The organism is Knoellia koreensis, from assembly GCF_013041615.1.
GTDB lineage: Bacteria > Actinomycetota > Actinomycetes > Actinomycetales > Dermatophilaceae > Pedococcus > Pedococcus koreensis.
Genome location: NZ_JABEPQ010000006.1, coordinates 123,121 through 137,007, shown reverse-complemented (window position 1 = coordinate 137,007; position 13,887 = coordinate 123,121). Strand labels below are relative to the sequence as shown.

The 13,887-nt window shown below is 71.2% G+C and carries 16 protein-coding genes; 8 read left to right on the top strand and 8 right to left on the bottom strand.

Going from position 1 to position 13,887, the window contains the following annotated elements; genetic code table 11:
- Positions 1 to 171: 171 nt before the first annotated feature.
- The 5 genes from HJG52_RS19270 to HJG52_RS19250 all read right to left on the bottom strand — a co-directional run bounded on the left by HJG52_RS19270 (position 172) and on the right by HJG52_RS19250 (position 5,052).
- On the bottom strand, positions 172 to 1,182 hold the full coding sequence (locus tag HJG52_RS19270) for a GTP pyrophosphokinase (protein WP_346767860.1): 1,011 nt from the start codon (positions 1,180 to 1,182) through the stop codon (positions 172 to 174).
- A gap of 10 nt (positions 1,183 to 1,192) precedes the next feature.
- Entirely contained in the window at positions 1,193 to 2,239 is a 1,047-nt protein-coding gene (locus HJG52_RS19265; RefSeq protein WP_171245258.1) for an LLM class flavin-dependent oxidoreductase, read from the bottom strand.
- A 358-nt stretch (positions 2,240 to 2,597) separates the two neighbouring features.
- Positions 2,598 to 3,458, bottom strand: a complete 861-nt coding sequence (locus HJG52_RS19260) for an SMP-30/gluconolactonase/LRE family protein (RefSeq protein ID WP_171245257.1) — start codon at positions 3,456 to 3,458, stop codon at positions 2,598 to 2,600.
- A gap of 74 nt (positions 3,459 to 3,532) precedes the next feature.
- Entirely contained in the window at positions 3,533 to 4,390 is an 858-nt protein-coding gene (locus tag HJG52_RS19255; protein ID WP_346767859.1) for a DUF3626 domain-containing protein, read from the bottom strand.
- A gap of 50 nt (positions 4,391 to 4,440) precedes the next feature.
- Complete coding sequence (locus HJG52_RS19250; RefSeq protein ID WP_171245255.1) at positions 4,441 to 5,052, bottom strand: GNAT family N-acetyltransferase; 612 nt, start codon at positions 5,050 to 5,052, stop codon at positions 4,441 to 4,443.
- A gap of 107 nt (positions 5,053 to 5,159) precedes the next feature.
- Between HJG52_RS19250 and HJG52_RS19245 the strand changes: the two genes are divergently transcribed.
- Genes HJG52_RS19245 through HJG52_RS19230 form a run of 4 tightly spaced genes read left to right on the top strand, consistent with a single transcriptional unit; the run spans position 5,160 to position 7,791 of the window.
- Positions 5,160 to 5,489 (top strand): putative quinol monooxygenase, encoded by a 330-nt coding sequence (locus HJG52_RS19245; protein ID WP_171245254.1) that lies wholly within the window; start codon positions 5,160 to 5,162, stop codon positions 5,487 to 5,489.
- 21 nt (positions 5,490 to 5,510) lie between these two features.
- Complete coding sequence (locus HJG52_RS19240) at positions 5,511 to 6,299, top strand: LamB/YcsF family protein (RefSeq protein ID WP_171245253.1); 789 nt, start codon at positions 5,511 to 5,513, stop codon at positions 6,297 to 6,299.
- Positions 6,296 to 6,928: a 5-oxoprolinase subunit PxpB gene (gene pxpB / locus HJG52_RS19235; protein WP_346767858.1), complete on the top strand. Its 633-nt coding sequence runs from the start codon at positions 6,296 to 6,298 to the stop codon at positions 6,926 to 6,928. The genes HJG52_RS19240 and pxpB overlap by 4 nt, the downstream gene beginning before the upstream one ends.
- The gene (locus HJG52_RS19230) at positions 6,925 to 7,791 is read left to right on the top strand and encodes a 5-oxoprolinase subunit C family protein (RefSeq protein WP_171245252.1); all 867 of its coding nucleotides are present in this window, start codon (positions 6,925 to 6,927) and stop codon (positions 7,789 to 7,791) included. The genes pxpB and HJG52_RS19230 overlap by 4 nt, the downstream gene beginning before the upstream one ends.
- A gap of 50 nt (positions 7,792 to 7,841) precedes the next feature.
- Here the strand turns inward: HJG52_RS19230 and HJG52_RS19225 are convergent, their stop codons facing one another.
- The gene (locus tag HJG52_RS19225) at positions 7,842 to 8,264 is read right to left on the bottom strand and encodes a cytidine deaminase family protein (protein WP_171245251.1); all 423 of its coding nucleotides are present in this window, start codon (positions 8,262 to 8,264) and stop codon (positions 7,842 to 7,844) included.
- 54 nt (positions 8,265 to 8,318) lie between these two features.
- Between HJG52_RS19225 and HJG52_RS19220 the strand changes: the two genes are divergently transcribed.
- From HJG52_RS19220 to HJG52_RS19210, 3 genes are read left to right on the top strand one after another with little or no spacing between them, the layout of a single operon-like run.
- Positions 8,319 to 8,987, top strand: coding sequence for a class I SAM-dependent methyltransferase (locus HJG52_RS19220; RefSeq protein ID WP_171245250.1), 669 nt, complete (start codon positions 8,319 to 8,321; stop codon positions 8,985 to 8,987).
- Positions 8,984 to 9,376, top strand: coding sequence for an NYN domain-containing protein (locus HJG52_RS19215; protein ID WP_171245249.1), 393 nt, complete (start codon positions 8,984 to 8,986; stop codon positions 9,374 to 9,376). Before HJG52_RS19220 ends, HJG52_RS19215 begins: the two co-directional genes overlap by 4 nt.
- A gap of 54 nt (positions 9,377 to 9,430) precedes the next feature.
- Positions 9,431 to 11,593 (top strand): M14 family metallopeptidase, encoded by a 2,163-nt coding sequence (locus HJG52_RS19210; RefSeq protein ID WP_171245248.1) that lies wholly within the window; start codon positions 9,431 to 9,433, stop codon positions 11,591 to 11,593.
- Between the two features lie 92 nt (positions 11,594 to 11,685).
- Here HJG52_RS19210 and HJG52_RS19205 read toward each other — a convergent pair whose 3' ends face one another.
- Positions 11,686 to 12,321, bottom strand: a complete 636-nt coding sequence (locus tag HJG52_RS19205) for a dihydrofolate reductase family protein (RefSeq protein WP_171245247.1) — start codon at positions 12,319 to 12,321, stop codon at positions 11,686 to 11,688.
- 140 nt (positions 12,322 to 12,461) lie between these two features.
- Complete coding sequence (locus HJG52_RS19200; RefSeq protein ID WP_171245246.1) at positions 12,462 to 12,977, bottom strand: putative immunity protein; 516 nt, start codon at positions 12,975 to 12,977, stop codon at positions 12,462 to 12,464.
- Positions 12,978 to 13,109: 132 nt separating this feature from the next.
- Here HJG52_RS19200 and HJG52_RS19195 point away from each other — a divergent pair, with 132 nt between their 5' ends.
- Positions 13,110 to 13,886 carry an SDR family oxidoreductase gene (locus tag HJG52_RS19195; protein ID WP_171245245.1) on the top strand — a complete coding sequence of 259 codons (777 nt, stop codon included), beginning with the start codon at positions 13,110 to 13,112 and terminating at the stop codon, positions 13,884 to 13,886.
- Position 13,887 lies beyond the last annotated feature (1 nt).

Sequence of the window (13,887 nt, the reverse complement as noted above, 5' to 3'; positions counted from 1 at the left end):
ACGAAGGCAGCGCGCACGTGAACAGCACGGCCAGAAGGACCGCGATCGCGGTCAGGACAACGCGTTTCACCGCTTTACCCTAGACCCGCCGCGCGATCGGCGGCATGTTGCGGGACATGAACCGCCGCGCGGCGCGCGGCGCCGTGCCGCGCCGTGGTCGGTGGCCGGTGGTCAGGCGCGCAGCTTCTCGAGGCGGGCGCGCAGGGCGCCCTCGCGGTGTTCGTTGCCGTGCAAGGCGATGTAGCGCTGCCCGAAGACGGCGAGGAGTGCATCGTCGAGGCGCCGCACCGCAGCCGGTGGGTGCCGGTACCCCATCCGTGCGTTGATGCCAGCCAGGTCGATCGAGCGCAGCAGGCCGGTGAGCTCGTCGAGGGAGGTGATGCCGAGCTCGAGCAGCAGCCCGGAGATCCACGCGTAGTGGTCGGTCCGCGACCAGCGGGCGTCCTGGAACTGCCCGGCGAGGAAGGTCGCCAGGTCGGCCGAGCTGATGCGCGGGTCGTCCTGCCCCGAGGGCACCTGCTGGCCTTCCATGCTGGCCTGCAGCCGGTCGCGGATCTCGGTGAACTCGCGGTCGGCCAGCTCGAGCAGCCCGGCCGCGAGCGTGAACCGGCGGTCGAGGTCGGGCGCCTGCTCGACGGGGATCGTTCCCTTGTAACGCACGTCGTGCTCGAACTCGGCCCACGCGTGCTGCAGGATCGAGCGCAGCTGCACCGACGCGGTGCGTCCCTTGAGCTGGGCGTATGCCGCGGGCAGCGGCTTGAGCGGGTCGGGCGCCACGAGCAGGTGGCGGCTGGAGTAGCCGAACCGGCCCTGCCGCGCCGTCTCCTGGCCCATGTCCCGGTCGTCGAAGACGCTGAACTGGTCGGACAGCACCTCAGCCACCGCGGTGACGTCGCCGCGCAGGTAGGTCACGACCCGGACGCCGATCTGATCGGTGATCTCGGTGAGCGGATCGCCATACAGGGCAACGGTTTCGCCATCGTCGGTGACGACAGTGCGAGCCGCCTTGGCGGCGAAGGACTCCACGCTCTTGGTGCGTCCGGTGATGCTGACGTAGTTGATGCCTGCGTCGTCGAGCAGCTCGGTGACGAACTCGATGAAGAGCTTGGTGAGACGTTCCAGCTCGGGCCGCTGCGCGGCATACGTGCGCGCGGCGGCGGCAGCCGTCTCCTCGATGCTCACGCCCGACAGGCTAGAGCAGGGCAGCGGCGAGCAGCTCGAGCGTCGCCTCGCGGGCGGGCGCCTGGTCGGCCGGAGTGCCCGTGAGCGCCCCCGCGACCGGGTGCACCATGACCTCGTCGACGTCGAACTGGTCGGCGAGCTCGGTCAGTCCGGCAGCCACCTGGTCGGGGGTGCCCACGTAGGCGCGCCGCCGCATCCCGTCGGCGATGGCCTCCTGGTCGGGCGTGAGCGGCGACGCCTCGGCATCCTCGACGAGGAGCTGCGGGGTCAGCGGGGCACCCGTGCGCAGGGCCGCCATCGAGTGCAGGTTCGGCAGCAGCAGGCGCTGTGCCTGCTCCTCGGTCTCTGCCACGACGACGTTGGCGGTGAGGAACGTCCGCGGCGCCGCGGCATACTCCGACGGCTTGAACCCGCCCCGGTAGAGCGCAAGCGCCTCCGCGGTGCCCTGCCCGCTGAAGTGGTGGGCGAAGACGTAGGGCAGCCCGAGCTGGGCGGCGAGCCTGGCGGAGTAGTCGGACGAACCGAGCAGCCAGACCTCGGGGACGCTGGTCGCGGCGGGCGTGGCGTGCAGCGGGTACTGGCGGCCGCGCAGGTTGAGGCCGACGCCGTCGGGGCTGAGCATCGCCATCACGTTCTCGACGTACTCAGGGAACCGGCTGACCGCCTCGTCGTCGACCCCGCCACCGCCGTGGCGCAACGCCCACGACGTCACCGGGTCGCTGCCGGGTGCGCGGCCGATGCCGAGGTCGATGCGCCCGGGGTTGGCCGCCTCGAGCAGCCCGAACTGCTCGGCCACGACCAGCGGCGCGTGGTTGGGCAGCATGACGCCACCGGACCCGACCCGGATGCGCTCGGTCGCGGCGGCGAGCATCGCGATGAGGACGGGCGGGTTGGTCGCGGCGACGGCCGGCATGTTGTGGTGCTCGGCCACCCAGTAGCGCGTGTAGCCGAGCCGGTCCGCGGTCCGGGCCAGCTGCGTCGAGGCACGCACCGCGTCCGACGTGGTCTGGTCGGAGCGGACGGGGACCAGGTCGAGGACCGAGAGCGCAAGAGCCATGTCAGGGCCAACCGTATGCCGCGTGGTGCCATTCCGCCGAACGATCGCGCAGTTCGCCACGGCTCGCGCAGCGGGGGGTGTGTGACTCGTGGCGAAGTGCGCGAACGTCGACGTCCGCTGCTCGGCGTCCGCTACTCAGCGCAGGCGGGTGGCGAGGAGGGCGGCCAGGCGGTCCAGCTGCCGCACGTGTGCGGAGTCGGCGCCTGGGCTGCCGGGGATCTCACCGCGGCGGACCGGAGCGGGCGACGCATCCATCGACCCTAGCCCGCGCAGCGGCATACCCATGGTCCGCAATGCGAACCTGGGTTGGGCAATTGGCAAACCCAGGTTCGCATCTGGCCAACCCTCACACCGTCGCTCACGCGGTGGTTGGCGGCACGGGCGCGCGCAGGATGACGCCGTCCCAGTCGTGCGCCGGGTCGGCGATGTTGCCATCGGCCGGCCAGCGGGCGGCCGCGACGTACAGCTCGGTGCCGTCTTCGGACAGCGCACACGAGAAGCCGCCCCGGTCGAGCTCGACCCGGCCCACGACGCCACCGCCCTCGGTGACGCCGACGACCACCGACCCGGGCACCTCGGAACACCAGCAGGTCCCGGCGTCGGACATGGAGATCCCGTCGGGCGCCGAGCCGGGCACCGCGGCCCAGACGCGGCGTTCGCCGAGCGACCCGTCGGCTTCGATGGGGAAGGCGGTGAGCTGGCCCGCGTAGGACTCGGCCACGACCAGCGTCGAGCCGTCGGGGGTGAGCGCCATCCCGTTGGGGAAGGCCAGCCCCTCGGCGACCACGCGAGCCACCCCTTCGGCGGACACGTGCGCGACGAGACCGACCGGCTCGGTGGGAAACCCTTGCTCGGGGTTGAAGTTGCCGAAGTTGAGGTAGAAGGACCCGTCGCCGACCGCGAGCACCTCGTTGCCTGCGCCCTGCGCGAGGTGGGAGACCTCGACCCAGGGCTCGAGCGGATCACCGGCACGGCCCCGCAGGAGGACACCAGCCCGCCAGTCGAGCGCCACCAGACGACCCTGCGGGTCGAAGTCGAAGCAGAGCGGCAGCGATCGGACCGTGGCGACGACCTCGTCGGCGCCGGAGTGGACGTCGTGCCGGTGGATGGCGCCCGCCGACCAGTCGGCGTACCAGAGCGTGCCGTCGTGGACGCGTACGGACTCCACGAGACCAAGACCGGTCGCCAGGGTCTGCTGGGTGGGTTGCGGCTGGTCCATGGCGTGCTCCTCGTGCGTGGGCGGCTCCGGCATGAGCCGCCGTCACACGTACTGACCAGCGGTACCAACCGAATTCATCGTTGGGTAGGCGGGGTGCCGAACCGGGCGACGAGGTGCCACACCTTCTTGAGGTCCTGCGGGTCCTCCCGTCCTTGTGCGACGGCGCGACCGATCACGGCGGCGTCGAGCGCGTCGTCCTCGCCCACCCGCAGACCGACGTCCACGATGTGCGGGCCACGAAATTCCTTGTGCTGCACCAGTTCCTCGGTAGCGAGCCGTCTGCCCTCGTGCCACTCGACCGGTATGCCGTGTCGCCGGCTGAGCGCCTGCGCGTGGGCCTCGGTCGGGGTGCCGCGGTAGCAGGGGTCGAGGACGAGCGCTTCGACATCCTCGGCCAGCGCGACCGGGCCGTGGACGTGTGCCTCGACGTAGTCGTCGAGCTGTCCGCCCTCCTCCAGCTCCTGCGCCTCGGTGCGCGGGATGGCGTCGAAGGCGTCGGCGAGCCGGATCAGGTCGAACCGGCGGGCCGTGGCGAAGTGCTCCGGCTCGAGGAACGAGTCGGGGAAGCAGAAGGTGGTCCGGTCGAGCACGTGCGCGTGCAGCCGCAGGTGGGCCGAGCCGAACCGGGGCGCGCCGCCCAGCCCCCGACCGCGGTGGTCGAGGGCGCCGTACTTGGGCCGCTCAGTGGGTGGCGCATCGTCGTAGGCGTGGCTGAACATCCTTTGCTCCCAACGCCATCGGTCGCCGCCCTCGTGGGCGGTGAGACCACCGTTGCTCGTGCCGGTCTCGAACTGCGACCGGTAGACGCCCTCGTCGGCCAGCCGCTCGAGCACGGTGCGCGAGTCGCCGGCCCTGGCCGCGCGGTCGGGGTGGAAGTTGAGGGTGACCCGCAGCGACCGGTCCAGCGGGCCGCCGGTGCTGAGCTGCTCCACATGACCAAGGGCAGCACGCGCCCACCGGCTGGGTGGGCTGGGAGGTGGGCTCACGGCATACCCGACGACGCGTGGTCGGCCGAGGCGAGCCAGTCCTCACGACGCAGCTCGTACTCGACCTCGCCCTCCTCGGCCCCCGGCAACGGCTCGTCGAACGACATGGTGAAGCCGCGGACGAACCGCATGCCCAGCGACGCCATCGTCGCCCGTGAGGGCTCGTTGACCGCCATCGTCTGGGCGAAGATCCGCGTGAGGCCAAGGTCGTCGAAGCCGTGGCGCAACAGCTCCCGCGACCCCTCGCTCGCGAAGCCCTGCCGCCAGTACCGGCGCAGCACGCGGTAGCCGAGGTCTGCCTCGTCGGGACGGAACACCTGGTCCGGGCCGTGCGGCGGCGTGAGCATCCAGAGGCCCACGAACGGTGCGGCGATTGACGATCCGGCCCCCTGCGTCAGGAAGCCGGCCCACATCCCGAGCCCGTCCACGCGGTCCGCGTGGGCCAGCCGCTCGACGTGGCTGCGCTCCACCTCGGCGCGGCTGCGGGCGCGCCCCCACAGGTAGCGCAGGACCTCCGGATCGCTGTCGAGCTCGACCTCGTGCTCGAGGTGCTCGTCGGCCAGCGGCTCCAGCCGGAGACGTTCGGTGAGCAGGACGACCTGGGGCACGGCCCCACTGTGGCATCCGCGAGGTGGGGCCGTCAGGTGGATTTGTCAGTCGCGTGCAAGGCTGGACGAGTCCGCAGCCCAGGCCTGACCAGCAGCAGGAGAGTGCGTTGATCCTCATCACCGTCAAGTTCCCGATCCGTGCGGACAAGCTCGAGCAGTGGCGCGAGCTGTCCGCGGGCTATGCCGCCGCCGTCAACGAGGAGCCCGGCAACGTGTTCTTCGAGTTCTCCCAGAGCGTCGAGGACCCGTTGAGCTTCGTTTGCATCGAAGGCTTCCGCGATGGTGACGCCGGGGCCGAGCACATGCAGCAGGACCACGTCGCAGAGTTCATGGCGGCCATGCCGGACATCGTCTCCGCCCAGCCGCAGATCATCTACGTCGACGCCGAGGAGGTCGACGGCTTCGGCCCGATGGGCGAGATCCAGCCCCGCCAGTGAGGGGCTAGTACGGTCGGTGCCATGGCTGGCAGCGCCGGCGCCGGTGCGGCGCCGCGGACCATCGACCTCAATGCGGACCTCGGCGAGTCGTTCGGCCGGTGGACCCTCGGTGACGACGCGGCCATGGTCGACCTGGTCACCAGTGCGAACGTCGCCTGCGGCTTCCACGCCGGAGACCCGCTGACCCTCCTGGGCACCGTCGAACGCGCGGCCGCGTCGGGGGTCCGCGTCGGGGCGCAGGTGTCCTACCGCGACCTGGCCGGGTTCGGTCGCCGGTTCGTCGACGCGAGCGTGGATGAGCTGCGGGCGGACGTGATCTACCAGCTCGGCGCGCTCGACGGGGTATGCCGCGCGGCCGGCACCCGGGTCACCTACGTCAAGCCGCATGGTGCCCTCTACAACACCGTTGTGCACCACGCCGCGCACGCGGAGGCGGTAGTGAGCGCGGTACTGGCCTACGGCCCGGAGCTCGCCATCCTCGGGCTGCCCGGCTCCGAGCTTCTGCGACAGGCCACAGCTGCCGGAATCCGCTGTCACACCGAGGCTTTCGCCGACCGTGCCTACAACGCCGACGGCACCCTGGTGTCCCGGCGCGAGCCCGGGGCGGTGCTCGACGACCCCGCAGTGGTGGCGGAGCGGGTCGTCCGACTGGTCACGCACGGGGTGCTGGCCGCGGTCGACGGCACCGAGCTCGAGGTCGACCCCGACTCGGTGTGCATCCATGGCGACAGCCCGGGCGCCGTCGCCATGGCGCGACAGGTCCGCGCTGGGTTGGAGGAGGCGGGAGTCGACATCGAGGCGTTCACGTGACGGTTCGGCTGGTGCCCTACGGCGAGCAGGCCGTGCTGGTCGAGCTCGCTGACCTCGAGATGGTGCTTGCCGCCGATCACGCAGTGCGCCAACTGGTTTCGAGCGTCGAACTCGGCGTGGTGGACGTCGTCCCGGCGGCCAGGACCCTGCTCGTGACGACGCAGTCGCCAGAGCAGGTCGCCCCGCTGACCTCGCGGCTCGAGGAGGTCCTCAGCGGTGTCGCCGGGGGCGAGCCCGGGCCGGCCGAGGGTGAGGTCGACGTGCCCGTCGTCTACGACGGACCGGACCTCGCCGAGGTGGCCGCGGCGACCGGGCTCACCGAGGCGGAGGTGGTGGCCGCCCACACCGGCACACCGTGGCGGGTCGCCTTCGGTGGTTTCGCGCCCGGGTTCGCCTACCTCGTCGGCGGGGATGACCGGCTGGAGGTTCCTCGACGAGCCACGCCGCGCACGTCCGTCCCGGCCGGATCGGTAGGTCTCGCAGGGGAGTTCAGCGGCATCTACCCCCGCAGCTCCCCCGGCGGCTGGCAGCTGGTCGGTCACACCGACCTCGTGCTCTTCGACGTCGACCGCGACCCGCCGGCCCTGCTGCGGCCGGGGTGGACAGTGCGGTTCAGGGCCGTCGGATGACCTCGCGACCGGCACTCGAGGTGGTGCGTTGCGGTCTGCCGGTGCTGGTCGAGGACGGCGGGCGCCCCGGTCTCGCCGCGATCGGCGTCGGGCGTTCGGGGGCGGCGGACCGGTCGGCGTGGGCCCTCGGCCAGCGGCTCCTGGCGAACACCGACGATGCTGCTGCTCTCGAAATCACTTATGGCACAGCGGAGTTCGTCGTCCACGGCGCACTCACCATCGCCCTCACCGGCGCCACAGTCCCGGCGACGGTCAGCGGTCGACAGGTGCCGATGGCGACGGTCATGGTGCTGGGGGACGGCGACCGGCTCGCCCTCGGGGCACCGGAGACTGGCCTGCGGACCTACCTGTCGGTCAGGGGTGGGATCGCGGTCGACGCGGTCCTCGGATCGCGGTCCACCGACGTGCTCTCCGGCATCGGCCCCGCCCCGTTGACGGCCGGTGACACCGTGCCGGTCGGCACTCCACCCACCGGCGCCTTCCCCGTCGTCGACGCGGCCGCGCCCCGGCGCGTGCCGTCACCGGTGCGGCTGCGCACCACCCCCGGCCCGCGCGCCGACTGGTTCGCCAAGGCCGCGACCCTCAGCACCGCCACGTGGACCGTCTCCCCCGACAGCAACCGGGTCGCGGTGCGCCTCGACGGCCCGCCACTCGAACGAGCGCAGGAGTATGCCGGCCGCGAGCTTCCCAGCGAAGGTCTCGTCTCCGGGGCGGTGCAGGTGCCGGCGGACGGCCGGCCCCTGGTCTTCCTCGCCGACCACCCCGTGACCGGCGGATACCCCGTGATCGCCGTCGTGCGGCATACCGACCTCGACCTCGCCGCCCAGGCCCGCCCGGGTGACCCCCTCGCCTTCACCCCCTGAACCCGCCCGAAATTCCACCGCATGTTGCGGGACATGAGTGGTCAGTCAGGTCAGCCTCTCGAACGCTCCACGGCTTCGGCGTGCCAGCCCGGGAGCGGCAGGAGCTCGGCCAGGCTCCTGGTGTGGTCCGGGCCGAGGATGACCTGCGCGTCGAGGTTTGCCTGGTCGAGCACCCGCATGAACTCGCGGCACCGTCCGCACGGAGGCAGGACGTGGAGGACTCCGTCAGCCGGGTCGCGCCATACCGCGACGACCCGACGGATGCGGGGCGATGTCGTGGACACGAGCTGGGTGAAGGCGCTCTGCTCGGCACACACGGCGAGGTAGCCGCCGATCGACGCGCCCGTGAAGATCTGACCGTCCACCGCCTCCAACGCCGCACCCACGTCCGCGACCCACGAGCCGTCCGCGAGCTGTCGTGGGTTCAGGGCCTGGGCCGCTGCCGCGATGAGCTCTTCGTCCGTGATCGGCATGCCCACCATCCTGCCGTCCGGACCCGTGGTGCGCGCATGGGAAAGACTGGGGCCATGGGTGCGGACCGGAACGTCGTGGCGCGTCAGGACGAAGGCACGGTGCGAGCGGCATACGACGTCGTGGCGCCCACGTATGCCGACCACTTCCGTTCGACCGAAGCGGAGGCGCCGCTCGACCTGGCGATGGTCGAGCACTTCGCCTCGCTGCTGCCCGATGGCGCCACCGTGCTCGATGCGGGCTGTGGTGCCGGGCGGATGCTGCCGCTGCTGGCTGGGCTGGGGTGTCACGTCGAGGGGGTGGACCTGTCACCGGCGATGGTCAGTCGTGCGCGGGTCGACCACCCCGACTTCGTCACTCGGCAGGGCTCCCTGACCGACCTGCCCCACGCCGATGAGACGTTCGACGGCGTCTTCTCGTGGTACTCCACGATCCACAGCCCTGACGCGGAGCTGCCCCGGCTCGCTGCCGAGCTGCGGCGGGTCGCCCGACCGAACGGCGTGGTGCTGGTGGCGTTCCAGTCGGGCAGCGGGGTGCGGGACGTTGCTCCCGCGTATGCCGCGCACGGCCTCGACGTCGTGCTCGAGCGGTACAACCGGACGCCGGACCAGGTGGTCGACGTGCTCGCCGGGGCGGGCATGACGGAGGTGGCCAGAATGGAACAAAAACCGTTGTCGGACAAGGAGCGTGACGCGCAGGCCGTCGTGATCGCGAGGGTGTCGTGAGCACCCGGCGGACGCTCGTCATCGACGGCGCCAACGTGGTTGGCTCCCGACCGGACGGGTGGTGGCGCGACCGTGCCGGTGCAGCCAGTCGCCTCCTCGCCCAGGTGGAGCAGGCGCGCGAGCGGTTGCCGTACGACCGGGTCGTGCTCGTGCTCGAGGGTGCGGCCAAGTCCGGCCCGGGCGAGTCGACCGACGGCGCAGTCGAGGTGGTGCATGCGCCTCGCGAGGGAGACGACGAGATCGTCGCCCAAGCCGCCACCGCGCGGGACGCTAGTGACCAGGTCACCGTCGCGACGGCCGACCGAGGCCTCCGCGGACGCCTCGAGCGGGTGGGTGCCGCGGCGATGGGACCGGGTGAGCTCCGGTCACTGCTCGATTCCGCGGACTGAGCGCGTCACAGCCTTCCCCGCGCGTACCCGCCGGTAGCGCAATACCGTCTGGACATGCGCCGCACCGCATCACTCTCCCTTGCCGGTCTGTCCACCATCGCCCTCGCCGGGAGCCTGCTCGTGCAGGGCCCGGGGGCCACTCCCGCCGCAGCCGACTCCGGTCCGCCCATCGCCAAGCTGGTCCGCATCCAGGTGGCGTCCACCACTGACGTGCAACGCCTCGAGGCCGCCGGCTTCGACGTGGCACACGACGTGTCGTCGGGGAAGGACGGCGTCATCGAGGCGACCGTCGTCCTTGACGGGGCCAGCGACGTATCGGCCCTCACGGCTCGGGGGGCGAAGGTCCTGAGCACCCTCGACGGTCCGACCCGCGCCGAGGTGAACGCCCAACGCAAGGGCGTTGCCACCCCGCTCAGCGCTGCCGAGAAGGCCGCGTTGGCGCCGAAATCGGCCGGCTCGTCGAAGTCCTCCGGCAAGCCCGGCGGGTCACGCCCACCGGTCGTGTCACCCAAGGGCACGCTGACGGTGCTCCGCTCCGACACGTGGACCACCGAGGGCACCCGCATGGTGAGCCTCGAGGTCCGCAGCAAGGTCGGTCCGACCGACACCGTGACCGCGACGACGGACACCGGGCAGACCTTGCGGCTCAGCGCGTTCGTCGACCGCGGTGTCTACCTCTACCACCGGTTCGACGAGCCCCAGATGGTGGACGGCGGCGCGACCAAGGTCACCGTGAAGTCCGGTGATGGGACGTCCGTGACCGCGGCGCTGCAGCCGTGGACGTCGGGCGGCACCACGGCATACCCGGCCGGTTTCCAGTGGGGCTTCACCGACGACGGCTACGTCGACGCGACCCAGACCGACGCGGTCATCGAGAAGCTGGCCGCCGACCGGCCCGACCTCGCCGAGGTCATCGACCTGCCGAACCCGACACTGGGCTACCCCGAGGGCAGCCGCTACAAGGCACCGGCCAGCTACCCGCGAGGTCCGTTGACGGTCAAGGCGATTCGGATCGGCAAGCACCGCGACGGGTCACGCACGGGGGTCCTCATGTACTCCCAGGAGCACGCCCGCGAGTGGGTCACGTCGCTGGTCGCCATCGAGACTGCGCAGCGGCTCATCCGCAACGCCGACACGGACGCGCTGACCGGCTCACTGCTGGAGAACCTCGACATCTTCATCATCCCGCAGGTCAACCCGGACGGGTCCGCTTACTCCCTGTACGACGACCCGATCCAGCGCAACAACCTCAACGACAGCGGCTGCGAGCGGCCCGACGGCAACCTCACCAACCGGGGTGTCAACATCAACCGCAACTTCTCGGTCGGGTCGCTCTTCGACGGCTACGTCGGTGCCACCGCGACGTGCGGCTCGAACTTCGCCGGCAAGGCCGAGCTGTCCGAGCCGGAGTCGCGCAACGAGACCTACCTGACCAAGACCCACCCGAACATCAAGTTCGCCATGAACACCCACTCCTACGGCGGCTACTTCATGTGGTCGCCCGCGTCCTACCGGCCGGACCGCACCACCCTCCCCCGGCCGAGCCTCGGCACCGAGAACTACTTCTTCGCCGCGTCGGAGAAGATCCTCAGCGAGGTGCGCGAGTACCGCGACACCGTGGTGTGGCCGGGCCAGACCGGCACCGTCGTCGACGTCCTCTACTCGGCGGCCGGCAACTCCGGCGACGAGACCTACTACGGCGGCGTGAACGAGCCCACGTCGGGCAAGCCCAAGGTCTACGCCTGGGACTTCGAGGTCGGCCTGCCGCGCTGGGACAAGGCCACCAGCTCGTGGCAGGACACCGGCGCGTTCTGGCCGCAGTTCCGCGACGAGGGGTTCTCCCAGGCCATGGAGTTCGCCAACGGCTGGTACGGCATCTTCGAGGTGGCCCAGCAGTATGAGCTCGACAAGACCGCTCCGACCAGCACGCCCAACGTCGACGGGCGCGGCAGCTACGCCGGACCGGTCGACGTGCTGTGGCAGACCAGCGAACCCGCGACCATCTACTACACGACCGACGGCTCGCGACCGACGCTCAGCTCCCCGACCGTGCAGCAGGACGGCGTTCGTGGTGGCGCCCTGCCGGTCACGCTGACCGCGAAACGCACTGTCCTGCAATGGTTCTCGGTCGACGAGAAGGGCAACATCGAGGGCGGCTACGACCCGAGCGGCAAGAGCAGCAAGGGTCTGCACCGGGAGGTCATCAAGATTCGCTGACCCGAGAGGGCTTTGGGTGCCCGGTCTCTCAAGCAGACGGGGGTCCGGGCACCCAGGGGCACTCAGGGGAGGGCGGGACCAGACGACTCGCGTCAGGCGGTGGGTCGGCGGTCGAACGTCAGGTGCGTGACACCGCTCGGCGTCGACACGGCCTCGATCGTGTAGTCGACCTCCAGCGCCGCCAGCCCGTCCCACAGCCGCACCCCGCGTCCGAGCACGATCGGCACCTGGACGAGGTGCAGGTGGTCGACCAACCCGGCCGCGACGAAGTCACGCACGACCGTCGCACCGCCACCGATGCGCACGTCCTTGCCGCCTGCGGCCGCCCGGGCCTTCTCCAGCGCCTCCGCCGGTGTCGCGTCGAGGAAGTGGAACGTCGTCCCGCCCTCCATCTCGATCGGGTCGTGCGGGCGGTGCGTCAGCACGAACGTCGGGGTGTGGAACGGCGGGTTGGGCCCCCACCACCCCTTCCAGTCGGGGTCGTCGTGCCAGCCGGGCGGCCCGAACTTGTTGGCGCCCATGATCTCCGCGCCGATCCCCTCCTCGTGCCGCCGGGCGATCGCGTCGTCGACGCCGGTCGCCCCACCCTCGCCCCAGAAGCACGTCGCGAACATCCACTCGTGCAGCCGCTCCCCGGCGTGGCCGAACGGCGCCTCCAGCGACTGTGGCTCACCCGTGGCGAAGCCGTCGAGTGAGACGGAGAGGTTGTGGACCCTGGTGAGGGACATGGCTGCTCCTTGCGGGTGCGGTGTGACGTGGTTGTTCTGGAAAGCAGACTCCTCGCCGGCCACTTTCTCATCGGGCACCACCCCGCGGAGGTATGCCGCGTGGCGCCCCGGGTGCCCCACCAGACGCGCCTTCGCCCACCTCAGTCAGCGAACACGTTCCAGCAGATGTCGTTGCGCCGGACCTGATCCGCCAGGACGAGCTCTCGCACCTCGTCGGGCAGCTGGGCCCGCTGCCAGTCGCGTTCGCGGCGGCCCGCCTCGGAGGCGTCGTCACCGGAGACCGACGCACGAGCAGCCTTGATGGCGTAGGCCGCCGCCCCCAGGTCGTGCTCCGCGACGTGCGGGACGCACCCGGCCTGCCCCGCGGCATACGCGGCGAATCGGCTTGCACCCGTGAGGGATCGCGCGGCACCCATGGCGTGGCCCCCGGCCGCCCGCGACACCATCATGGGGACCTCGCCACGGGTCCACGCCCGCGCGTGCTCGATGGCCGCACGCGGTCGCGCATCGCCCGGGCGGCCCTCCTCGAAGAGCGGCAGCACGTGCTCGGCGCATGCCGCAGCCCACAGCGCGAGCATCCGGTGGTGCTCGTCGGTGAGGGTGCCACCGCGACGGATGGTGACCAGTCGAGGGTCTCGGACCTTGGGGAGGATCACGGACCTGAGTCTGCCCTGCCGGCGCGGATGCAACGCGGTGCAACCCTGTGCCAGCCCCGTGCGCCCACCTAGCGTCATGTGCATTCCGCAGTGAGGTCCCGCCGGGACCGGCAACGACGAAGGAGCGCAGGGATGAGCAACGTCCACGTGACCGGGGCTGCCCGGGGCATCGGCAAGGCGATCGCGCATCGGCTGGCTGCCGACGGGCACCGCGTCGCCGTGTCCGACCTGCCGTCCATGGCTGACGAGCTCGAGTCGACTCGTGCTGGGTTGCCGGCGGTCGACGCCGGTGACCACGTCGCGCTCACCGGTGACGTGTCCGACCAGGACTCCGTCGCCGCGCTCGTCCGCGACACCGCCCGCGACCTCGGGTCGCTCGACGTCATGGTCGCCAACGCCGGCATCGCCCAGACCAAGCCGCTGCTCGAGGTCTCGGCAAAGGAGTACGACCAAGTTCACGCCGTCAACGGCCGCGGCGTCTTCCTCTGCTACACCGAGGCGGCGCGGCAGATGATCGAGCAGGGCAGCGGCGGCAAGATCATCGGCGCCGCATCGATCGCCGCGCACAAGGGGTTCGCGCTGCTCGGTGTCTACTGCTCCTCGAAGTTCGCCGTGCGCGCCCTGACCCAGGCGGCCGCGCAGGAGTGGGCCGAGCACGGCATCACCGTCAACGCCTACTGCCCCGGCATCGTCGACACCGCGATGTGGGAGCAGATCGACAGCGACCTCGGCGCGATCAACCACGTGGGCAAGGGCGAGTCGATGCAGGCCATGGCCGCGGGCATCACCCTCGGCCGGGTGTCCACCGGCGCCGACGTCGCGGGCCTCGTGTCCTACCTCGCCGGCCCGGACTCGGACTACATGACGGGCCAGTCGGTGCTCGTCGACGGCGGGATGCTCTTCGTCTGAC